Raw genomic sequence first — 21,905 nt, forward strand, 5'->3', positions numbered from 1 at the left:
TGCAGAAAAACTCGTGAACCTGCCGATTCTGCGGGCTTTTGGATGGTGGAAGAAAGCTGTGGGCAGCGGGAGGGCGACAGAGGGCGGCGGGAGGGCGGCGACAGAGGGCGGCAGGGTGACTCTCTCTCCGGTCATCAGCTCGGCTGGCTGCCGGCTTCATCGCGCAGCTCGCGGACCCGAGCTACCAGCTCTTGGCGCGAATGGACGTCGAGCTTCGCGTAGATGTTGTGGGTGTGGGTGCGCACGGTGTTCGTGGATATGAACAGCGTCGAGGCGATCTGCTCAGCACCCATGTTCTTGGACAGGAGCTCTAGGATCTGGGCTTCGCGGGCGGAAAGGCCTGCCTGTTGCGCCAGTTTGGAGCAAGCGGCTTTCCAGGGCTGCTCGCCGCGGCGGCCCTCCGGCGCTTGGGACGCTCCATCCCGCTGCCCTTGGCGGGTCAGGTGGGCAATCATCTTCTTGAGGTTGAATTCCGTGCCATTGTCGGTGCTGAACAGGGCCGAGAAGTCGCGCGCGTTGAAGACCACCGCCAGAAACACCAGCACTACGATGGCCAGGCCAAGTGAAGCCAGCCCCACGTTCACCGTTTCCCGCAGGGCGAACAGCATGCGCGAGCAGTCCCATCCCGCCGCCTTTCCGAGGGCGATGCATCCGTAGCCTAGACCGAACACGGCCAGCGGGGACAGCGAGCGCTTGAAGGCGATGTAGGACAGCAGGCACCACACCGTCAGATTGAAGATGCAGGCAAGGAACTCTACCACCAGCGACGGAGCTGCTTCGTTGAGGCCGAGCATAGGGTACAGGGCCAGGGCAAGGGCCGTGCTCACCATGGTGAACAGGTATATCTTGTCGAAGGCAATGCGGGTAAGGAAGCGGATGGCCGTCAGCAGAAGCGCTACGTCGAACAGCATCTCAACGAGAGCCAGTAGCCGCGAGTCGGTTTGGATGCGCTGCAGGCTCTGCAATTCGGTGGACCATCCGGAGGCGAAGCTGGTTGCCAGGGAGAACACGGCGAGGGTCGCCAGCAGCTTCCAGAATCCTCCCGGAAGCTTTGGAAAGCCCCGATCGGGGGAGGCAGCGCTGTCGTCGGAGGGCTTCTGCGATGCCGCCGCGGGCCTAAGGCCGGTTCCCAGCACCAGGGCCGACAGCACGGGAAGCGCGAACAGCCCCACGATTCCGCTCAAAGGAGGGCTTCCCTCGAAGGGCGCGTAGAAGTCGTTGCACATGATGACGGAATACAGAAGCCCGGCCGCGAGGTCGGCTATGAGGTAGTACACAAGCACCTTCGCAGGCTCCATGCGGCTGAACAGCTGGGCGCTGCGCAGGATGAGCAGCCCGTAGGCGGCCCCGCACGCCCATCCGCCGAAGCTGAACAGCCCCCGAATGTCCAGCATGTTAGGTCCTGCGAAGAAGTAGGGGCCCGAGAAGATGACGGAGGCCGCGCCCAGCACGCCAAGGAATCCGGCTATGAAGGTGTAGTACTTCGAATCGAGCAGCTTGCGGAAGTGCCCTTGCAGCAGCGCCGCCGTCAGCAGCACAAGGGCGGCCACGGTGAACAGGTTTTTCTGCAGCCCCACGAGCAATGAGCCGGTCACCAGGGCGAAGCCCTTCTCGTCTATGTTCGAAATCCAGGTGGATGTGTCCGAGAGCAGCATCTGCCATGCCAGCAGCATGGCGAAGCCGAGGAAGGGAAAGCCGGGCCATAGCGCTGTCAGCTGCTGTCCGAGGGACGGCGTGCGCGGGGTCTGCGTATCGCAGGAGGCACCAGGGTTGTCCATGGGTACGCAAGCCTTTCCTCGTGGTTGTCCTGGCAAGGCGACGGCGCGCCATCGTGTCGGACTGTGGGTCCGGCCGCTCAAGCGCGCTGCGTCAATTATGGCCCAAGGCGGGCGATTTGAGAACTACATAAAAATGCATTAGTTCGGAATGAACCACTTCTACCAGCGCAAATGCTGTTTTTCATGCCCCGCGTCGTATTGTTGCTCCCAATGTTTCGTGGTGAACTCGAAAGCGCGTTTCAAGAGCGGCGAACGGGAAGGAGCTCACCTATGGACGAGGCCCGAAACGGCGGTGCGCAGGCTTTGGCGGCCGAAGAGGCCATGCAGCCCGCAACCTTCGAGGAGCAGGTGCGGCGCGGCTGCGACCTGCTGCAGCAAAACCCTGCGAAGCGCCCGCTTCTGTACAAGACCCTTGCCCGCATCGCGCAAGGACCGGTGGACCTTGCGGTGCTCGAAGATGAGCTGGCGCGCGACGTGCGGTGCGCGAAAGGATCCATGGCTCCGTACTTCTACGCCCAATGGCTTGCCGATGCGGGCATGGCGCGACGGTTGGATACCGACGGGTCGGGCCGGCCGGTGAACCGAGACGACTATCCCGAGCTTGACGACGACGCCTTCGACGACATGCTTGCGGGCTTCGCTTACGAGATCACCGACGCCGGGCGCGAGGTGCTGGTTCGGTTCAGCCCGGATTCGCGCTTGAGGGCGCTCTACGAATCTCAGCCGCAGCGTGTTGCCGTCTACGAGGATCTGCTGGCGTTTCTCCGTGAAAAGCATCATCTCGGGCAGATCGACTCCTACGTGCGGGGGCTTGCGAGCTACCAGGCCTACGCTGCCGAGCACCAAGAGCTTTCGCCGAGCGTGTTCGTGGACAAACTCTCCGACGCGGGCGTCATCGCCTTCGACGGCGGATGGGTCGTGCAAGAGGGGAAGGGGGAGCAGGCGTTGTCGTAGCGGGAATCGAAACGAGAGACGGGAAACGAGAGAGGAGCATTTATGAAAGATACGCTGAGCAGGCGAACCTTCGTGCAGGCCATGGCCGTTGGCGCCGCCGCCGTGGCTGCGGCAGGGGCGCTTTCGGGTTGCATGGAGCCGAAGAAGGCCGACGTCGGCAAGCCTTCCACCGAAGCCGACGCCCAGGCTTCCGCCCCAAGTGATGGGAAGGTGCCGGGCACTACGGCGACCCATGTCGACCTGACCGGAGCTGACGTGTACAACACCATGTGCCATGGCTGCATCGCCGCATGCCCGGTGCGCGCCTACGTGAAGGACGGCGTGGTGGTGAAGCTGGAGGGCCATCCCGAGGCCCCGCTTTCTGCGGGTTCGCTGTGCCTGAAGGGCATGAACCAGCTGCATACGCTCTACAGCCCGCGGCGGGTGCTGTACCCCATGCGCCGCACGGGGGCCAAAGGCGCCGACAACGCCGCTTTCGAGCGCATCAGCTGGGAGGAAGCCATCGACGAGTGCGCCGAGCGCATCGCCGACATCATGGAGCAGCACGGCACCTACTCCTTCTTCAGCTCTGCGGGCGGCGGCGGATCCTACGTGGGCGCTATGCTGCCGCCGCTGCTGTCGGGCATGTTCATGGCCCCGACGGGTTTCGAGCCCGGTGCCGCCCAATGCTGGATGCCCCGAAATGCCACGGCGGCGTTCATGTACGGCGGCGCCGATCAGTCCACCGCCGACAGCTCGGTATTGGAGACCTTCAAGGGCCTTTCGAAGGCCGACAAGGAAGCCGGCATCAAAAACGATATGAACTGCCTGGTCATCTGGGGCACGCAGCCTTCCGCCAGCCAGACGTCCCAGGCTGGGCGCGGGTTGGCCGAGGTGCGCGCCTTGGGCTGCAAGACCATCGTCGTGGACCCGAACTTCTCGCCCGACGCCGCTCATGCCACCATCCACTTGCCCGTGCGCCCCGGCTCCGACGCGGCGCTCATTTTGGCGTGGTACCGCATGATCTTCGAGGAAGAGCTCTACGACAAGGAGTTCACGAAGTACTTCACGAACCTGCCGTGCCTGATCAATCCCGACACCAAGCTTCCGTGGCTTGCCACCGAGGTGTTCGACGACTACGAGCCGGTCACCCCCGAGGACACGCCGGTGTACGTGTGCGTGAACGAGATGACCGGCGAGGTGGAGCCGCTGCCCTTCGGAGACCCGGCCGAGCTGTCGGCTGCACTTGACCCGCAGGTGTTCGCCACGGCTACGGTCAACGGCAAGGAGTCGAAGTCCGCGGGCCAGATCTACAAGGACGAGGCCGAGCCCTGGACGCTCCAACGTGCCGAGGAGTTCTGCTGGGTTCCTGCCGAGCGCATCCGCGAGGCGGTGGGGCTCTATACCGCGCCCGCCAAGGAGGGCAAGTGCGCAGGCATCACCCACGGCGTGGCCACCGACCAGATGGAGATTGCCTCCCAGGCGCCGCTGGGGCTCCTGGGCCTGGACATGATCATGGGCTACGTGAACAAGCCCGGTGCGGCGCTTACGCAGTCGACAATGGGTGGTCCCATGGGCCCGCAGCTTGACGGCACCAACCAGTGGGGCAAGTGCGCCGCCGACGGAACGCAGCCGCGGCCGACCAAGGGCTACCTCGCCCAGCTGCAGTACGGCTACACCGTGGGCGCCACCGAGGCGGCCAACCAGGAGCGCGTGGCGCAGTCCGACCCCTCGGCGCTGGCGGTGTACGGCAAGCTGTGGACCGACCGCCTGGGTCTTTCCAACCATCGCGGCCTGTCCGCCTGGGGGCACTCGCATATCCCCGCGGTCCGCGAGGCCATCGAGACCGGCGAGCCCTACCGTCCGCGCATCTGGGTCGAGCTGTCGGGCAACAAGCTGGCCATGCTCGCAAGCTCCGGCGCCTGGTACAAGGCCGCTATGGAGAACGTCGACTACGTGGTGGGGCAGCAGCCCATCTTCACCAGCTTCCATATCGAGCTGGCAGACATCTTCTTCCCGACCGAGGAATGGCTGGAGCATCCCCATTCCCGTACGGGGCAGCTGAACTACACCTTCGCCAATCCCGGCATCGTCCATTTGGGCGAGAGCGTCAATCCCATGCATCCTTGGATGCTTCTGGCCGACGCGGTGAGCGCGAAGCTCAACGAGCGCCTGGACTCGGTGGTGTTCACGGGCACGGGCCAGACCATTTCTGAGCTGGGGCTGACCTTCCCGCTGTTCAAGCTGGGCGACCGCGGCAACTCCGACACCACCTGCTGGAAGATGGAGCTGACCGGCGTGGGCGCACAGCTGGGCCTGGGCGAGGATGCCACCATAGACGACTACATGGCCAAGCTGAGGAACAACTCCGACGCCTACTACGTGTCCACGCCCTCCGAGGACTACTGGACCTACGGGCAGCACCTGGTGAAGGCCACCGACGGGCTGCCGCTGGGCTTCGCCACAGAAAGCCGCAAATGCGAGGTGTACTGCACCACCATGCTCAAGCTGGGTCGCACCGGATGGCCCTACTGCTATCCCACTGCGTTCGAGGAGCCGGTGGACAGCCGCATCGGCACGTTCGACGGCGATTACTCGCCCATCTGCCGCGTGCCGCTGCAGACCGAGGCGCCCGAGGTGAAGGGCGCGGACGGCTACACCCTGCCCTTCGACAAGGACTTCCCTCTGGCCATCACGTCCGGGCGCGTGCCCTACTTCCATCACGGCACCATGCGCCACGCCCCCTATGCCCGCGAGCTGTTCCCGGTGCCGTTCATCCGCATCAACCCGGAAACCGCGGCCAAGTACGGCATCTCCGACGGCGACTGGGTGGAGGTGTCCTCGCGGCGTACCCAGGGCAGCGACTACGACGTGTCCAAGCGCGGCACCGAGCGCTCCTACGCCGGAGAGAAGACCCAGACCACGAAGGTCTCCGACCCCATCCGCACCATCGCCTACGTTTCCGAGGTGGTTGCCCCCAACGTGGTGTGGATGGAGCGGTTCTGGAATCCCGAGTGCTTCGACAAGAGCCAGAAGACCAAGACCGGCGGCTGGCAGGAATGCAGCGTCAACGTGCTGACAAACGGCATAGACGCCCAGTTCAACGAGGTGTTCGGCAGCTACAACTACCGCGCATTCGCTGTGAACATCAAGAAGTCCGAGCGCCCCGATCGCGTGTGGGTGACGCCTAAGGAGTTCGAGCCGTTCATGCCCACGTCCGAAAACCAGGTTCACGACGAAATCGGTGTGCTGATGGGCAACAAGGACCTTGTGACGGACTACTACCAGTTCGCGACGGCCGACGCTCCGGCCCAGGGCTAGCGTTGCCGACAGCGCGAAGGCCGCGGGGTGCATCGGGCGCCCCCTCCCGCATCCGACGCACCCGCCTGCCTTCGCGAGCCATTCGAGAGAGGAGAGACTATGAAGCGAGCCATGGTCATGGACCTGGACCGTTGCACGGGATGCCAAAGCTGCATCGTGGCGTGCAAGTTCGAGAACAACTCCGGATTGGGAAACTATCGCTGCGACATCGTCGACGTGGGACCCTACGGCACCCATCCCGACATTCAGATGTACTGGCTGCCGTTTCAGTGCCAGCAGTGCGAGAACGCCCCCTGCATCGAGGTGTGCCCAACCGGCGCGAGCTATCGCGACCCGGACAACGGGGTGGTGCTCATAGGCGATCAGGAGTGCATAGGATGCATGACCTGTCTGGCAGCCTGCCCCTTTTCGGACAACGCCGGAGCAGCTCGCCCCAGCGCCCGCTGGTTCAACGAGGAGCGCAACGTGGTGGAGAAGTGCACGCTGTGCAACCACCTGACGGCGAAGAGCGACGGCGTGGAGAACCCTGCCGATTCGCTGGATGAGGCCCATGCGGTTCCCCCCTGCGTGCACAACTGCCCGACGAAGTGCCGCCACTTCGGCGATTTGGACGACGCGGCGTCGGAGGCGTCCCAGATGCTGGCCCAGGCGAAGGCCGAAGGGCGTCCCACGTACACCCTGGCCAGCGACGAGGCACAGGCGACGTTCGTTTACATCCTGTCGGAGTCCACGGCTCCGTGGAACGGAATGGGCGAGTGGCGCTCGCTGGTGGCGAAGGGTTAGCGCCCGGTGAGTCGGTGCGTCAGGGCGGGGCGTCCGCGCGATCGGATGCGGCGCCCTGCTCTGGCGCTCATGGTGCAGGACGAAGGTTGGAAGGAGCGGCTCTATGGCTGATGAGACGATCGATTACGATGGGCTTGCAAGGCTCATGGAATCTCGGGCGAGTTCGTACCGCCTGTTTGCGCGGCTGTTCCTGAAGCCGTTGTCCGAAGGGGACGTTGCCGTGCTGGCGGGCGCCGACTACGTGGCCTACGCGCAGGAGCTCGGGCGCGAGAGCCCCCTGTTCCGCGGCTTCAACGACATGGGACGCGGGCTGCGCCGGCGTCACACGGGTACGAAGTCGGTGCTGGCCAGCGACTACTCCATGTGCTTCGACGGCTTGGCAAGCGCCGACGGCAAGGTGGCGGTTCCCTATGCGAGCGTGTTCCGCTCGGAAAAGGGGCTGCTCTACGGGCCGCCCCGCGCCGAGGCCCTCGCGGCTTTCCGCGCCCAGGGGGTGGGCCTTAAGGAGGGAATCGACCTGCCGGAGGACCATCTGTCCTTCGAGCTGGAGTTTCTTGGCTACCTTGCGCAGAAGACGGCCGAGGCTCTGCGGCAGCACGACGGCCAGGGCGCGCGCAGGCTGGTGGCTGACGCCCAGGCCTTCTTGGGCGATCAGGTGCTTTCCTGGTCCGACGCGCTGTTCGACGTAGCCCGCCGGCTGCTTGCTACGCGCTTCTACCAAGGAGTCGTCGAGGCGACCCAGGCGTACTTGTCGCTGGATGAGCAGGTGCTTGCCGACGTGGCCGAAACGTTGTCCGAAGAGGGCGCCTGCAATCCGGGCTGCCTTTCCGATTGCGCCTAGGGGGCGAAGGCTATGGACTTCCTCGCCGTCCTTGCCGTGGTGGTGGCGGCCTGCTTAGCATTGCGGAATCCGATCCAACGTTATCCTGCAGCTTTCTACGTGCTGGCCATCACCGTAGACGTGGTGTTCCTGGCGGGACTTTCCGGATTGCTGCCTCGGGAGCTGTGGACGGCCCTGCTGTTGCCCGTGCAGAAGTGCTACCTTGCCCTGGCGCTGTTCGTTGTGGTCATGTTCATCGGCGTGCTGCCCCGTGCGGGGCGGGTCTCGTCGTGGCTTCGGCCCGTTCGCGCTCAGCTGTCCATTCTGGCGTGCCTGCTTGCGGCGGGGCACATGGCCGCCTACCTTACGTCCTACGTTCCCCGCCTGGCGAAGGGGCTTGCCAACGGGAGCCTGAACGACAACGTGGTTGCCTCGCTTTTCGTGGCGCTGGTGCTGCTTGCTCTTGTCGTCGTGCTGGGGGCGACCTCGCTGTCCTTCGTGAAGCAGCGCATGCGCACTGCAACCTGGAAGCGCATCCAGCAGCTGTCCTACTTGTTTTTTGCCCTGGTGTACGCGCACCTGGCCATGATGCTGGGTCCGGCGGCCTCCAACGGACGCGAGTCGGCTTTGGGAAGTGTGGCGGTGTATTCGGCGATCTTTGCTGCCTACGTCGTGCTGCGCGTGGTTCGAGCCGTGTTGGACAGAAGGGCTGCTCGACGGGAGCTTTCGGCTCGGACCGTGGACGTCGACGACGAGGATGCAGAGCCGCAGATGCTCGTCTCGGCGTAGTCGAGTCCGTGCTCGATTCTCAGGCGTTCGAAGAACTCGTCACCTTCCGTCCAGCGTGCATGAGGGCGGGGTTCTGCGTGAAATTCTGCAGAACCCCGCCCTTGTGCACTGTGTTCGCCCTGGCGCCTTCTGCCGCCCCTGCTGCCCCTTGAGACTTTGCGCTTGGCTGTGCTGGTACAATGCCGGGGAGTGCGAGACGCGGCGAGTGGATTGGAGGAACCGGGAAGGTGAAGAGCCGAAAGATGTTTTGGGCTGGTTTTGCCATGGCGCTGGTCGGCGCGGCGCTTTGGGGCGTGTCCGGAGCCGGAGCGCAGTTCCTCTTCGACGGCTACGGCGCGTCTCCGGCGTTCGTGACGGCGTTTCGCATGGTGGTAGCCGGGGCGTTGTTCCTAATCGTCATCGGTGTGCGCTATCGTGCTGCGCTGCGACGGCTGCTCGGCTGCCGGAGGGACTGGCTGTTTTTGGCGCTGTTCGGCCTGGGGCTTTTCGGCAGCCAGCTCACATTCGCCTGCTCCGTCGCCGCCACCAACGCCGGCACGGCATGCGTGCTGCAGATGCTCAACGCGGTGTTCGTGCTGGCTTTCGTTTGCATGGCTGGCCGCGCATTGCCCACCCTTCGCGAGGGGCTCGGGTTACTGTTGGCGCTGGGTGCTACGGTCGTCATCGCCACTCAAGGTGATTTGGGCGTTATCCGACTGCCCGCCGCTGGCCTGTTCTGGGGGTTACTGAACGCCCTGTCCGTGGCCGTGTACATTCTGGTGCCGCGCTATTCTGGGCTTTTCGACCGCTACGGAAGCTTCACGGTGACTGGTTTGGGCATGTCCCTCGATGCTATCGCGGCTGTTGCCGTGCTGCTGGCCGGGGGCGCAGCGGCGGCTGTGGGCGCCGGGACGGCGGGGGCGGCAAGTACGGGCGATGCGGCGCTTGCGGGTGCTCCGCTCGTTTCCGCGATTCCCTTCGACGGTGCGGCATGGGCGGTCCTGATCGCCGCCGTGGCGCTGCTGGGCACCTTCGCGGCGTTTGCGCTGTACATCGGCGGCGTAGCGAAGGTGGGCTCGGTCACCGGCAGCTTGCTGGGCGTCATGGAGCCGGCCTCGGCCACCGCGCTTTCGGCCTTGCTGCTGGGAACGGCCTTCTCGGGCGCCGACTGGGTGGGCTTCGCCCTTATGTCTGCCATGCTGGTATGCATGACCCTGCCGGGAAGGCGGCAAGGCGTGACTGGCAGCAGCTAAACCAGCTTGGCGAACATGCGATTAGTGCCGGGAAGGGGCGCGAAGCCGTACTTTTCGTAGAACGCGCGGGCTTTGTCGTCGGCGGGATCGACAACGAGCGCCCGGGCGCCCAGAGTTCCAGCAATGGCGAGAGAGCGGTGGACGGCGTCCAGAAGCAGGTCGTGCCCAAGTCCGTGTCCTTGGAAGCGTTTATCAACCCCTAGCATTCCAAGCAGAATGACTGGAATCTGCAAAGGGGCGTTCCGTGAAAGCCAGCCCGACACGCTGTCGCGGGCGATGGATTGCGAGCTCAGGCTGTAGAAGCCGGCAACGCACGCACCGCAGAACGATGCGTAGACGACGGCTGTTCCGTTTCGCCGTGCGGAAGCGGCGTAGCGATTCGCCCAAGAGTCCACGGTCTCGATGCCGCAGCAGAAGCTCTCAATGTCGTCGCCCTCCTCCAACTGTCGTGGAGGGGCAAACTCTAGCCCTCCCATCGTGTCTTCCCCTGAGCGAATTCTGTGAATACGAGGTTGGCTTGTTGATCCAAAGCGCGTGCGAACTCGTCGAAGCTTTCCTCCGAAAGACGGACGGTGGCCTGGTCGGTGATGGTTTGTTGGGCTGACTCCAGTAGATGGGAAAGGGACCACTGGGAGATGCTGGCTCCCGCGAGGCTGGCTGCGGTTTCGATCTGTCGCTTCTGCTCGTCGGTCATGCGTAGGTCAATCCTGCTCGTTTTTCGGTCGAGCGCTGCGGTTGCCATGGCTTCTCCAATCTGTACGGTGTACTGCCGTACATCATAGCACGGAAAACAATGCATGTCTTGGCGAATGGTCAGCCGCGTCGAAGCTTGCTGTAACGGGCACACGAGGCGATGGGACTGTTGGGGCTTAGGATTGGCCTATCGGCGAGATTGTTGGCGGTTGTGCTTGAGGTCGCTGCGCATCCGGGCGAACTCCTGCGGGGACAGCTTCACGCGGTCGCTGGCGCTGCGGCTGGCCGTGCGGGCGCTGATGGCTCGGGCGACGACGCTGCGCTGGTAGACCCGACGCACGCGCCGCTGCGGCTGCCGTGCGGGCAGCGTGGCGAAGCGGCCGGTGAGCGAGGGGTTCTCGCGCGGGTCGTCTTCGGCGAAGGTGCCGTGGGGCTCGTCGACGGCGAACTCGTGCGCATCGTCGAAGGAGGGTGAATCGGGGGCGGGGTGGAAGGAGGGCAGCAGGTTCGCCGGCTTGGCCCGCGGGGTCTCTTCGCTGGCGAGCGCAGCGGGTGCATCGGCGGTCCAGGTCTTCGCGGCGTCTTCGAAGGTGCCGCCTGCCGAGCTGGTTACCTGCGTGCGGCTGGGAACGGTCTTGCGGGGGTGCGCGGGCGCCTTGGCGGTGCGGGCGGCCTGCCCGCCGCCGGCTTCGGCACCGTGCGCGTCGGCGCGGCCGCGATTGCCGGCCGCCGGCGAGCTGGACGGCTCCCAGGGGTCCCGCGCCTGCGCCCGTCCGCCGTCGGCGCCGCCTCCGACCGGTTCCAGCTTGCCCGTTTGCCCCGGCATGGGCACGTACTCGCCGTTTATGCGCAGCCACAGCCGATGCAACCGCTCGGCCTGGCGGCTACGCTCCTTGTCGCGGGCCACCTTGCCCTTCGGCGCGCGCACCACCTTGCTGGCCACGGCCTTCGCCGGCCGTGCGATCACGTCGGTGTAGTCGCGCGGGGGCTTGGTGTGCCAGCCGAACAGCAGCGACCCGTAGCGGATGCCCAGCACCAGCACCACGCAGGCCAGCGGCGCGTAGTCTGCCAGCACATGGTTCTGGTTCATGAGCGCGTACACGAGCGCCCCAATGAAGGCGGCGGTGCCGTACAAGGCGCCGGCCTGGAACGATATGGGCTCGCGGTTCATGCATACGTCGCGGCAGATGCCGCCGCCCACAGCGGTGATGGTGCCCAGGATGGCGGCGGGGATGATGTCCATGCCCGCCGACATGGACTTGCCCACGCTGATGATGGCCCACAGCGCCACCGACAGGTTGTCCAGCAGGTTCACCACCGGGTCCAGGTAGGTGGTCAGGCGGCTGAAGTAGAACACGATGATGCCCGCCACCACGCAGGCCACGATCAGCGACGGTTTCTGGAAGGCGTAGATGCCGTAGTTCTGCAGCAAGATGTCGCGGGTGATGCCCCCGGCCAGACCCGTCACGATGGCGATGCAGCACACGCCGAACAGGTCGTAGCGGGCGCGCACGGCGCTCATGGCCCCGGAGATGCCGCCGGTAAGCGATGCGGCCAGCTCCAGCCAGAACGGGATGGTAAGGACGACTTCCAGCATGGCCGGCGGTTAGCGAGCGGTTGGGGTATCGGTGCCGGAAGCGGTTGCGGGCGCGCTGGGGGAGTCGTCGGCGGTCGCGCTGCCGGAGGGGGCGCCCTCGGCGGCAGCGGTTGCGTTGCCGGCCGATTCGTGCTCCACGGTCTCGACGGCTATGAGCCGGGCCACCACGGACTCGCCGGAGAAGTTGCGGTGCTCGGTGATGAGCGCCGCGCCGTCCTTGTCGAAGCTGGCGTCGGCAAACAGCTCGATAGCCTCTGCAGCTGCCGAAAGCGCGCGCTCGTACAGGTCCCAGAAGCTCTCCCGGCGCTCCACCCCGGTGAACGGATCGGTCCATACGTTGCGCTCGCGATTGTCGAACTGGCTGGTCAGCGCCTTCTTCGGCCGATGGCTCATGGCGGCGTAGAACGAATAGGGCCGTACCCGCTGCTCGATGGCGCCCAGGATCGCCCGCTTGGCGCCCGTGGGGGAGTAGAAGCCCTTCTGCACGGTGCGGAAGCTGTGCAGCGCCGCGGCGAACAGGTCGGAGGGCACGTTGATGCCGTACACCTCAAGTGCCACGTAGGCGTAGAGCTTCGACACCGCAGCCAGCACCGCGGTGCTCCCTCGTAGGATGCGGGCCGAGGGGTTGAAGGTGGACACGTCCTCGCCGGTCTTGGTGGTGAGCACCATCTCGTCCAGCTCGCTTTCGATGACCGCGTGCACCTCGCGCCCGTCCTTGCGCGAAAGCCCTGGCTCGCCGGCGTCGCACAAGGCGAACTCCTGGGCGAAGATGAGCGGGTGCGCCGTGGAATCCAGCAGGTAGTGGCACAGAAAGCCCAGCACGTAGGCGCGTCCTATGGCCTGCTGGTCGGCGGGCAGGCGATCCACCGCGTCGTGGAAGGCCAGCAGCAGCTCGTCGGGCTTCTGGTCGTGCATGATGCTGCCCAGCTTGCGCCAGGGCAAAAGACGCGGCACTGCCACCATGTAGAACAGCGGGTCGGGGCCCTGGTTGCCCAGCAGGAAGGCGTCGGCTTCGTCCTTCGAGCCGCCGATGGTTTGGAACAGGCGATCGTAGACGTCGCGGCCGAAGAAGTCGTGGGTGATGATGGCGGGCATTGTCTACCTCGGTTTCTCGTGGTGATGCGAACGCTGTGCGATGAGAATACTGGCTATCATATACAATGAGCGAATCGTTTGTAACAGCGGGTGCCCAAACGCGACAAACGCGACAAAAACCAGGTGAGCGAAGGAGAGCGCATGTCCGAGCAGAGGGTAGGCGGCGGCCGGCCGGCCGAGGGGTCGGCGGGTGCCGGACGCCGCGACGAGGCGTCGGCCCCCAGGAAGGCCCGCGCCGGCAAGCTCACGCGCCAGGAACGCAGCTGGGTGCTCTACGACGTGGGCAACTCCGCCTTCGTGCTGCTGTCCACGGCGCTCGTCCCCGTGTACTTCGCGAGCCTTGCCGAGCCCGGTTCGTCGGTGGTGGTTGCCTGGGGCTACGCCGAAACGGTGGCTTCGTTGATTTTGGCCCTGCTCATGCCGGTGCTGGGGAGCCTGGCCGATCTGCAGGGCAACAAGAAGCGCTTCTACATCGGGTTCGTGGGCACCGGGGCCGTGGCCTGCGCGGCGCTGGGCGTTCCGCAGACGGCGCTGCCGTTTCTGATCGTGTACGTGGTCTCGTCCGTCATGCTCAACGGCTCCATGGTGTTCTACGACGCGTTTCTGGTGGACGCCACCACCGAGGACCGCTACGACGAGGTTTCCAGCCAGGGCTACGCCTGGGGCTACATCGGCTCCTGCGTGCCCTTCATCGCGTGCCTGGCCGTGGTGTTGGGCGGGCCTTCCGTGGGCATCCCCATGGACGTGGGCATGAAGGTGGCCTTCCTCATCACCGCCGTGTGGTGGCTGCTGTTCAGCGTGCCCTTGCTGCGAAACGTCACCCAGACGCACTTCAAGGCGCCCGAAAAGCACCTGGTGCGCGACACCGTGGTGGGCCTTGGCCGCACCTGCAAGAAGATCGTGGCCGACCGGCGCATCCGCTACTTCATGATTGCCTACTTCTTCTACATCGACGGCGTGCACACCATCATCCGCATGTCCACCAGCTACGGCACCGAGCTGGGCATCGATGCAGTGCAGTTGGTGCTGGCGTTGCTGGTCACGCAGTTCGTGGCGTTTCCCGCGGCCATCGCCTACGGGCGCCTGTCAACCCGCTTCGGCACCAAGCGCATGCTGCTGGTGGCGGTGTTCGCCTACTTCTGCATCACGCTGTTTGCGGCGTTCTTCCTGGTGAGCGCCGTGCAGTTCTGGATGCTGGCCGTGTGCGTGGGCCTGTTCCAGGGCGGCATTCAGGCGCTCTCGCGCAGCGAGCTGTCCAAGCTCGTCCCCAAGGAGCACGCCAACGAGTACTACGGCTTCTTCGATATCTTCGGGAAGTACGCCGCCGTCATGGGCACCTTCCTGGTGAGCGTGTTCACCCAGCTCACCGGCAATCCGTCCGTGGGCGTGCTGTCCATCGCGGTGCTGTTCATCGTGGGTTTCTTCTTCCTGTGGAAGATGCCGGTGCCCGCAAGCGGCGAACCGGCGGACGGGCTGGCGGTCGAGTAGCGCGGCGGCGCGGGGCGCAGGCGACAGGCGGATAGGAGCCGGATGGAGGTAGACGCGGAATTGGAAGCGGAGGCGGCGCCGACGGTGCGCGCGGGTGCGGGTGCTCGCGCTAGTGCGGACGTGGAGGGGCGGTTCTCGCGGGCGTTGTCGCTCGTCATCATGGGCGGGCATATCTGCGTCGACACCGTGCAGGGAGGCTTGGCGGCCATCCTGCCGTTTCTGGTGATGTACGGGGGCTACTCCTACTTCGAGGTGTCCACGTTGGTGCTGGCGTCGAACTTCGCGTCGGCCATTATCCAGCCGCTGTTCGGATGGTTGGGGGACCGTAAGGCGCGGCCGTGGCTCATGGCTGCAGGCGTGGTGCTGGCCGGCGCGGGCATGGCGGCCATCGGCGTGGTGCCGACCTACGGCATGGTGGTGGCTGCTGCGGTGGTGTCCGGCGTGGGCATTGCCATGCTTCATCCCGAAGGCGGTCGCATCGCGAATTTGGCAGGCGGGGCCGACCCGGTGCAGAAGGCCCAGTCCATGAGCCTGTTTTCCGTAGGCGGTCAGGTGGGGTTCTGCGTGGGGCCCATTGTCACCGTGGCCGCCGTGCAGGCCTTCGGGCTGGCGGGCACCCTGGTGTATTTGGTGTTTAGCCTGCCCTATGCCGCGTTCATGCTGCGCTACAACGGCCGGTTCGCGGCCTTGGGCGTAGGCTCGCCGGCGGGGGGTGCGCCTGTGGCGGGCGCGAGTTCGGGTGCAGGCGACGGGGCGGCGGTAGCAGATGCAAGCGCCTCCTCCGCCGCCGCCCCCGAGCGGTGGGGCGCGTTCTCCCTGGTGCTGGGTGCGCTTTCCGTGCGCTCGATCGTCTACTACGGCATCACCAGCTTCGCGCCGCTGTTCGTGGTGGGGGTGCTGGGGCAGCCGGAGAACGTGGGCAGCTCCACCATCACGCTGTTCGCCTTCGTGGGGGCTCTGGCCACCCTGGCGGCGGGAAAGGTGGCGGCTTTCGTGCGCACGTCGGTGCTCATGGCGGGCTGCTTTGCCGTCATGGCGGCATGCTTGCTGGCGTTTGCACAGGTAGCGAGCTTGCCGTTGGCCATGGTTCTGCTGGTCTTGCTGGCGGTGGGCGTGAACCTGTTTAACCCGCCCGCCATCACTCTGGGCCAGGACTTCGTGCCTGCGCATCTGGGCATGGCCTCGGGGCTGTCTTTCGGCGTGGCGGTGTGCGTGGGCGGCTGCGTGTCCCCGGCCTTGGGCGCCTTGGGCGACGCCGCTGGGCTGTCGGCGGTGATGGCGGCCCTGTTCGCGCTCTGCTTGGTTGGGCTTGCTTTGTCCCTTGCCGTGGGCGCGGCAAAAAGGCGCCCTGCAGCCTCGTCCTCTTCGCTGCTTGCCGAAGACGGCCCGGGCGAGTAGCCGGCCTAAACCTTTCCGCCGCCTGGCTGCTTCCTCGATTGTGCCGTGTAGGCGCAGCTCATTCTCTCGTTGGCGGCGTCTGGTCGCTTTTCCTGTTGCTTCTGCATGAATATTGCCCCGATGGGCGGGTGCGTCCCTCGGCGCGCTGTGCTCGTTTGCTATAGTGAAGCGTGCTTGTGAGCAACTGCGCTGGGCGGATGCAGCTGGCTGTGGCCTGCCGCGGCTCGACAGAGGGTGTATGGACGCATAAGAGGCAGGTTCCGCATAGTTTCCTGCAGAACCCCTTCCTCGTGCACTCCTCGAGGGTCGTGCGCTGGGCGGATGCAGCTGTCGGCTGCGGCTGTCGGCTGCTGCTGTCGGCTGCTGCTGTCGGCTGCAGGCTCGCGCGATTTCGGCATGACTAGAGGAAGAAGGCTATGGCGCTCATTGTTGCGAAGTTCGGGGGCACCTCCGTTGCCTCACCCGAGCGCATCCAGATGGTGGCGAAGCGGCTGATCGCGAAGCGGCAGGCGGGCCATCAGGTGGTGGCGGTGGTGTCCGCCATGGGCAAGACCACCGACGAGCTGGTGGGCTTGGCGGCCGCCCTCAACGACAACCCTCCCGCCCGCGAGATGGACCGGCTGCTGTCCACCGGCGAGCAGGTGTCCATGACGCTTCTGGCCATGGCCATCGAGGCCCGCGGCTACAAGGCCATGAGCTTCACCGGCCGCCAAGCGGGTATCGAGACCGACGGTACCCATGCCAAGGCCAAGATCGTCAAGGTGCACAACGAGCGCATCATGGACGCGCTTGGCCGGGGCTACATCCCCGTGGTGGCCGGCTTCCAGGGCATCGACGCCAACGGCGACATCACCACGCTGGGCCGCGGAGGTTCCGACACCACGGCGGTGGCGGTGGCCTGGGGCATCGGGGCGGACGTGTGCGAGATCTACTCCGACGTGGACGGCGTGTACTCGGCCGACCCGCGCGTAGCCCCGCGCGCCCGCAAACTCTCCCAGGTGTCCTACGACGACATGTTGGAGCTTTCCGGCGCCGGAGCAGGCGTTTTGCAGATGCGCGCCGTGGAGTTCGCGCGCAAATGGTCCGTGGTCATTCATTCGCGCTCGGCGTTCTCCGACGCCGAAGGCACCTACATCAAGGAGGATCTTGACATGGAGGAAGCCGTCATCACCGGCATCGCCCACGACACGTCCGAAATCAAGTTCACCGTCCGCGGCGTGCCCGATGTCACCGGCGTGGCAGCGAAGGTGTTCTCCACCCTGGCGGCCAACAACGTCAACGTGGACATGATCATCCAGAACACCTCGCAGGACGGCCTGGCCGACATCAGCTTCACCTGCCCCGGCGCCGACAAGCGCCGCGCCTGCGAGACCTTGGATCGCCTGCTTCCCCAGATAGCGGCCAAGGAATACCTGCTTGACGAGTCCATCGCGAAGGTGTCGCTGGTGGGCACGGGCATGAAGTCGTCGCCGGGCGTGGCCGCGCAGGCCTTCCAGACCCTGGGCGAGAACAAGATCAACATCATCGCCATCTCCACAAGCCCCATCCGCCTGTCGGTGGTGGTCGACGGCGCCCAGGCAACTGCCGCCGTGCGCTGCCTGCATACCGCCTTCGGACTGGATAGCGACAGCGTGTTCGAGGAAACCCAGCTCTCGGCCGAGGAGATTGCCGCCAAGATGAACAAGGGCCGCTAGGCGGCTGGTCGCTGCCTGCCCGCTGCGGGTGCCTCGGTCGTGCGCGGCCATCGGATCCGCCCGCCCGTCCATCCGCCCGTGTCCGCCCGTTTCGCCCGCCCGACTCCGCCCTTTGCGCCTCGCGTTCGTGCGGTAGCCCGTTTCGAAAGGAAGCATCCCATGACCTGGAACAAGCCCATGCCCGCCAACCCCGTCGTCGCTGTCTGCGGAGCCACCGGCGCCGTGGGGCGCGAGTTTCTGCAGGTGCTGCACGACGTGGATTTCCCCGCCTCCGAGGTGCGCGCCCTGGCCTCGGCCCGCAGCGCCGGCAAGACGCTTCCCTTCGAGGGGTGCGGCCAGGTTCCCGCAGGCGATCTGGTGGTGCAGGAGATGACGCCCGAGAGCTTCCAGGGCGTTGACATCGCGCTCTTCTCCGCGGGGGCGGGCGTGTCGAAGGCCATGCGTCAGGCCGTGGTGGAGGCCGGCGCGGTCATGATCGACAACTCCAGCGCCTTCCGCATGGACGAGGACGTGCCGCTGGTGGTGCCCGAAGTGAACCCGGGCGACGTGGCGTGGCATTCCGGCGTCATCGCCAACCCCAACTGCTCCACCATCCAGATGGTGGTGACCCTAAAGCCGCTCTACGACATCTCGCCCATCAAGCGCGTGGTGGTGGCCACCTACCAGGCCGCGTCCGGCGCCGGAGCCCCCGCCATGGCCGAGCTCTACGACCAGACCCGCGAGTTTCTGGGCGGCACCCCCGAGGACGAGCTGACCGTGAGCGCCTTCGCGCACCGCATCGCCTTCAATTGCATTCCCCACATCGACGTCTTCATGGACGACGGCTCCACCAAGGAGGAATGGAAGATGGTGGTGGAGACCAAGAAGATCATGGGCGACCCGAACATCCAGGTGAGCGCCACCTGCGTGCGCGTGCCCGTGCTGCGCTGCCACGGCGAGGCCATCAACGTGGAGTTCGAAGGCGACGTGTCGGTGGAGGCGGCCCGTGCGGCGCTGGAGGCGGCCCCCGGCGTCACGCTCATGGACGACCCCGAGGCCAAGAGCTACCCCATGCCCGGTCTTCTGGCCGGCACCGACGGCTCCTACGTGGGTCGTTTGCGCAAGGACCCCACCGTGCCCCACGGCCTGGCCTTCTGGAACGTAGCCGACCAGATTCGCAAAGGAGCGGCCCTGAACGCCGTCCAAATAGCCCAGCTGCTGCTGCCGTAAGATCGCGTTCGGCGCCGGATGTTCACCTAGCGTTCGGTGCGGTATACTGGCGCTATGGTTACGATTGAAGACATAGCGAAAGCGCTCGAAGAGGTTGTCGCTCCTTACGACGTATCTGCGGTGTACCTGTTCGGGTCCTACGCTCGCGGCGAGCAGGGCCCGATGAGCGATGTGGATATACGGCTCGAATGCGGGGATGGGGTCGATTTTGGCGATCTGCTCGATATCCAAGAGCAGCTGGAAGCGCGGCTCGGTCGTTCGGTGGAGCTGATTTCCAATCCCCTCGAGTTCTTGCGCCCGGCGTTCCGGGAGCGCGTTCTGCGCGACGAGGTGCTTCTGTATGCAGCAGCTTGAGAGGGACCTCGACCTCATCGAGGTGATTTTGCGCGACGCCTCGGTGCTCTCGGCTCGCGTCGAGAGATTCGGCTTGGATAAGGAGAAGTTTGTCTGCGACCGGTCCGAGGGTGGCGAGCTCGCCTACGATGCCGTCATGAGCCCTCTGTATCGGATAGCCGAAGACGCTTTGCACCTCTCGGACGAGGTGGTCGGGGCATTTCCCGATTACCCTTGGCGTCAGATCAGGGGCTTCAGAAACTTCGTGGCTCACGGCTACCGAGAGGTCGATCGAAGCATCGCATGGGGCGTGATCGTCGAAGACGTCCCTTTGCTAGCCTCCTGCCTGGAGCAATACCGTGCCGAGCAAGAGGGCTGAAGCTTCTGCCCTCTTGCTCGATTTTTCCTGCGTTTGCGGGCCCTTACAGCTCCACCAGGTCGTAGTCGCGGGTGCCGTAGCCTAGGCGGGCGGCGTCTTCGATGGTTTTGATGCCGTGGCGGGAGTTCACGCGCTCCAGGAAGTGGTCTCGGCCGGGGTCGTCGGAATTCGCCACGGCGTAGATGCAGGCCTGGTCGATGGCCACCGGGTCAAGGCTTGCGAAGATGCCGATGTCGCTCATGCAGGGGTCCTCGGCCACGGCGCAGCAGTCGCAGTCCACCGACAGGTTGCAGGCGATGCTTATGTAGGCAAGGTTGCTCCCGAAGTGGTTCACCACTGTTTCGGCGGCTTCGGCCATGGCTTCCAGGAAGTCGTCCTGCTCGGCCACCTTGTCCCAGCATTCGCTCTGCTCGGCAGTGGCGCCGCCGCTGTGGATGTAGGCCTTGCCTGCGCTGGAGGCGCATCCGATGGACAGCTGCTTGAGCGCGCCGCCGAAGCCGCCCATGGGGTGTCCCTTGAAGTGCGAGATCACCAGCATGCTGGCATAGTCGGCCACGTGCGCGCCCACGTAGTTGCGCTTCAGCACGCGGCCGTTCTCGATGGGAAGCACCAGGTCGGGCCCGTCGGCGTCCATGATGTCCACGCTGAACAGCTCTGACCAGCCGTGCTCGGCCATCAGCCGCTCGTGCTTGCGGGTATGGTTGCGCTCGCCTTCGTAGGCGGTGTTGCATTCCACCACGGTGCCGCCCACGTGGTCGATCACGGGCTTCAGGAACGCCGGGCGCAGGTAGTTCTGGTTGCCCTTCTCGCCGGAATGAACCTTTACGGCCACGGGTCCGGGCAGCTGCACGCCCAGGGCCTCGTACAGGCGCACGACGTTTCCCGGGCTGATTTCACGGGTGAAGTACACGATAGGCTTCGCCATGGGACTTCCTTTCAGGTAAGGGCGGGGGACCGTAGACGCAGCCGAAACTGCCGCTAGGGCACCTGCCTGACTGTTATGCCCAGCATAGCGCCTCGACTGCGCTTGATGTCAATCGCAATCGCCGGTTCGTGGGCAAACTTTCACAGGGAGACTGTGAGATTGGTTAGGCTAGGCAGTGCGGCAGGGAGGAACGGCTGGGCGTCCAAGGGACTGGTTGTGTGGCGCTGCGCTGCCGAAACGGCCGTTGGTTCGGCCCATGGGTCGTAAAGCTATGACACCGTGTCATATACATTTGCGCTGGGATGTGGCATACTGGCCTTCGTCTGGAGACAGGGCGCTCGCGGTTAGACGCGGGTCGTTTGGGGAAGGCGCTGTCCGAGGGGGTCGGATGCTGGGGGAGCTTTCGGTGCTCTACCTGTTCCTTGGGGGGACGGGTGCGGGTTGCTTGGCCGTATGCAGCCTGGCCGACCTGCTGTGGCTGCGCGAGCCCTTCGGCCGGGCTTCGTGCGAGGATGGCGCGGCGTCCGTGCCCGAGCGACGGGTTCTGGCCTTGGGGTTTCTGTCCGGAACGGCACTGGTGGTGTTCGGCGTACTGTGCCTGCTGCTTGACCTGGGGAAGGGCGACCGTGCGTTGGAGATGCTGTTCTCCGGTACGTTCAACCTAATGACTGCCGGCGTGTACGGGCTGTGCCTGACGGTGGCGCTTGCCCTGGCGGCCACGGCGGTGCGCTGGCTGTACGTGCCGACGGTTGCTACCCTGGTTGTTCGCGCGGTGGAAGTGACCTTGGTTCCCGCTGCCCTGTTCGTAATGGCCTACACGGGCTTCCTGTTGCAGATGCTGGGCGGCTTCGCGTTGTGGAAGAGCCCGTTGCTGCCGGCGCTGTTCGTGCTGTCGTCGGCGTCGTGCGGCATGGCGACGGTGTCGCTTGCCTGCCTGTTCGTCCGCCGCAGCGCTGGAGTGCAGCGGCTGGGGCGGGTGTTAGCCGCCGCCGACGGCATCGCGATCGTTCTGGAAGCGGCCGCGGCCGGGGCCTTCCTGGCGTTGGCGGGCGGTTCGGGCCATGGGGCCACCCAGGCGGCCTGCGCCAACCTTGTTTCCGGCGAGCAGGCGCTTCTGTGGTGGGGCGGCTTTGCGCTCTGCGGCATGGCGGCGCCGCTTGCGCTTGAGGCCGCGGGCGCCGTCGGTCGTTTGAGGGCGGCTTGCCATCGTCGGCCGGCCCCGGTGTCGTCCTCGCCCGCGCCGTCGCCGCCCGCCAGGGGCCGTACTGCAACGGCTGCTTTTGACGAAGTCGTCGCGGGCTTGTCTCCTGCGCTGGTGGCGGCTGCGGTGTTGGTGCTGGTAGGAGGCGTGTGCCTACGGTTCGCGGTGACCGGCGCCGCCGAGCAGCCGTCGCTGGAATTGCAGGACGCCATCCTGTCCCAGGGGCTTTCCTTATGA

19 protein-coding genes are annotated in these 21,905 nt (G+C 65.5%); 13 read left to right on the forward strand and 6 right to left on the reverse strand.

Annotated elements, in window-relative coordinates:
• Positions 1 to 134: 134 nt before the first annotated feature.
• The gene (locus NFR41_RS02305; protein ID WP_160212610.1) at positions 135 to 1,778 is read right to left on the reverse strand and encodes a helix-turn-helix transcriptional regulator; all 1,644 of its coding nucleotides are present in this window, start codon (positions 1,776 to 1,778) and stop codon (positions 135 to 137) included.
• Positions 1,779 to 2,048: 270 nt separating this feature from the next.
• On the opposite strand from NFR41_RS02305, the gene NFR41_RS02310 reads away from it, so the two are divergent.
• The 6 genes from NFR41_RS02310 (at position 2,049) to NFR41_RS02335 (ending at position 9,656) form a co-directional block, all read left to right on the forward strand.
• Positions 2,049 to 2,732 (forward strand): hypothetical protein, encoded by a 684-nt coding sequence (locus NFR41_RS02310; RefSeq protein ID WP_251230559.1) that lies wholly within the window; start codon positions 2,049 to 2,051, stop codon positions 2,730 to 2,732.
• A 42-nt stretch (positions 2,733 to 2,774) separates the two neighbouring features.
• The gene (locus tag NFR41_RS02315; protein ID WP_251230560.1) at positions 2,775 to 6,032 is read left to right on the forward strand and encodes a molybdopterin-containing oxidoreductase family protein; all 3,258 of its coding nucleotides are present in this window, start codon (positions 2,775 to 2,777) and stop codon (positions 6,030 to 6,032) included.
• Between the two features lie 99 nt (positions 6,033 to 6,131).
• Positions 6,132 to 6,815 carry a 4Fe-4S dicluster domain-containing protein gene (locus tag NFR41_RS02320; RefSeq protein ID WP_251230561.1) on the forward strand — a complete coding sequence of 228 codons (684 nt, stop codon included), beginning with the start codon at positions 6,132 to 6,134 and terminating at the stop codon, positions 6,813 to 6,815.
• Between the two features lie 103 nt (positions 6,816 to 6,918).
• Positions 6,919 to 7,656, forward strand: a complete 738-nt coding sequence (locus tag NFR41_RS02325; protein ID WP_251230562.1) for a TorD/DmsD family molecular chaperone — start codon at positions 6,919 to 6,921, stop codon at positions 7,654 to 7,656.
• Positions 7,657 to 7,668: 12 nt separating this feature from the next.
• Positions 7,669 to 8,424 (forward strand): ferric reductase-like transmembrane domain-containing protein, encoded by a 756-nt coding sequence (locus NFR41_RS02330; protein WP_251230563.1) that lies wholly within the window; start codon positions 7,669 to 7,671, stop codon positions 8,422 to 8,424.
• 227 nt (positions 8,425 to 8,651) lie between these two features.
• Positions 8,652 to 9,656: an EamA family transporter gene (locus NFR41_RS02335; RefSeq protein WP_251230564.1), complete on the forward strand. Its 1,005-nt coding sequence runs from the start codon at positions 8,652 to 8,654 to the stop codon at positions 9,654 to 9,656.
• Here the strand turns inward: NFR41_RS02335 and NFR41_RS02340 are convergent.
• The 4 genes from NFR41_RS02340 to NFR41_RS02355 all read right to left on the reverse strand — a co-directional run bounded on the left by NFR41_RS02340 (position 9,653) and on the right by NFR41_RS02355 (position 13,041).
• Positions 9,653 to 10,132 carry a GNAT family N-acetyltransferase gene (locus NFR41_RS02340; RefSeq protein WP_251230565.1) on the reverse strand — a complete coding sequence of 160 codons (480 nt, stop codon included), beginning with the start codon at positions 10,130 to 10,132 and terminating at the stop codon, positions 9,653 to 9,655. The two genes, NFR41_RS02335 and NFR41_RS02340, sit on opposite strands and share 4 nt — an antisense overlap.
• Positions 10,120 to 10,455 carry a type II toxin-antitoxin system TacA family antitoxin gene (locus tag NFR41_RS02345; RefSeq protein WP_349665465.1) on the reverse strand — a complete coding sequence of 112 codons (336 nt, stop codon included), beginning with the start codon at positions 10,453 to 10,455 and terminating at the stop codon, positions 10,120 to 10,122. The genes NFR41_RS02340 and NFR41_RS02345 overlap by 13 nt, the downstream gene beginning before the upstream one ends.
• Before the next feature lie 81 nt (positions 10,456 to 10,536).
• Positions 10,537 to 11,946, reverse strand: coding sequence for a trimeric intracellular cation channel family protein (locus NFR41_RS02350; protein ID WP_251230566.1), 1,410 nt, complete (start codon positions 11,944 to 11,946; stop codon positions 10,537 to 10,539).
• A 9-nt stretch (positions 11,947 to 11,955) separates the two neighbouring features.
• Positions 11,956 to 13,041, reverse strand: a complete 1,086-nt coding sequence (locus tag NFR41_RS02355; protein ID WP_251230567.1) for a zinc dependent phospholipase C family protein — start codon at positions 13,039 to 13,041, stop codon at positions 11,956 to 11,958.
• A 141-nt stretch (positions 13,042 to 13,182) separates the two neighbouring features.
• Here NFR41_RS02355 and NFR41_RS02360 point away from each other — a divergent pair, with 141 nt between their 5' ends.
• The 6 genes from NFR41_RS02360 (at position 13,183) to NFR41_RS02385 (ending at position 19,542) form a co-directional block, all read left to right on the forward strand.
• Positions 13,183 to 14,529 carry an MFS transporter gene (locus tag NFR41_RS02360; protein WP_251230568.1) on the forward strand — a complete coding sequence of 449 codons (1,347 nt, stop codon included), beginning with the start codon at positions 13,183 to 13,185 and terminating at the stop codon, positions 14,527 to 14,529.
• Between the two features lie 42 nt (positions 14,530 to 14,571).
• Positions 14,572 to 15,927 (forward strand): MFS transporter, encoded by a 1,356-nt coding sequence (locus NFR41_RS02365; protein WP_251230569.1) that lies wholly within the window; start codon positions 14,572 to 14,574, stop codon positions 15,925 to 15,927.
• 416 nt (positions 15,928 to 16,343) lie between these two features.
• On the forward strand, positions 16,344 to 17,621 hold the full coding sequence (locus tag NFR41_RS02370) for an aspartate kinase (RefSeq protein ID WP_160212621.1): 1,278 nt from the start codon (positions 16,344 to 16,346) through the stop codon (positions 17,619 to 17,621).
• A gap of 159 nt (positions 17,622 to 17,780) precedes the next feature.
• On the forward strand, positions 17,781 to 18,830 hold the full coding sequence (locus NFR41_RS02375; RefSeq protein WP_251230570.1) for an aspartate-semialdehyde dehydrogenase: 1,050 nt from the start codon (positions 17,781 to 17,783) through the stop codon (positions 18,828 to 18,830).
• Between the two features lie 54 nt (positions 18,831 to 18,884).
• Positions 18,885 to 19,184 carry a nucleotidyltransferase family protein gene (locus NFR41_RS02380; RefSeq protein WP_251230571.1) on the forward strand — a complete coding sequence of 100 codons (300 nt, stop codon included), beginning with the start codon at positions 18,885 to 18,887 and terminating at the stop codon, positions 19,182 to 19,184.
• The gene (locus NFR41_RS02385; protein WP_251230572.1) at positions 19,171 to 19,542 is read left to right on the forward strand and encodes a HepT-like ribonuclease domain-containing protein; all 372 of its coding nucleotides are present in this window, start codon (positions 19,171 to 19,173) and stop codon (positions 19,540 to 19,542) included. The genes NFR41_RS02380 and NFR41_RS02385 overlap by 14 nt, the downstream gene beginning before the upstream one ends.
• 43 nt (positions 19,543 to 19,585) lie before the next feature.
• On the opposite strand, the gene NFR41_RS02390 is transcribed toward NFR41_RS02385, so the two are convergent.
• Complete coding sequence (locus NFR41_RS02390) at positions 19,586 to 20,467, reverse strand: DUF362 domain-containing protein (RefSeq protein WP_251230573.1); 882 nt, start codon at positions 20,465 to 20,467, stop codon at positions 19,586 to 19,588.
• 388 nt (positions 20,468 to 20,855) lie between these two features.
• Here NFR41_RS02390 and nrfD point away from each other — a divergent pair, with 388 nt between their 5' ends.
• Positions 20,856 to 21,905 (forward strand): NrfD/PsrC family molybdoenzyme membrane anchor subunit, encoded by a 1,050-nt coding sequence (gene nrfD / locus NFR41_RS02395; protein WP_251230574.1) that lies wholly within the window; start codon positions 20,856 to 20,858, stop codon positions 21,903 to 21,905.

The organism is Adlercreutzia aquisgranensis, assembly GCF_943193145.1.
Classification (GTDB): domain Bacteria; phylum Actinomycetota; class Coriobacteriia; order Coriobacteriales; family Eggerthellaceae; genus Xiamenia; species Xiamenia aquisgranensis.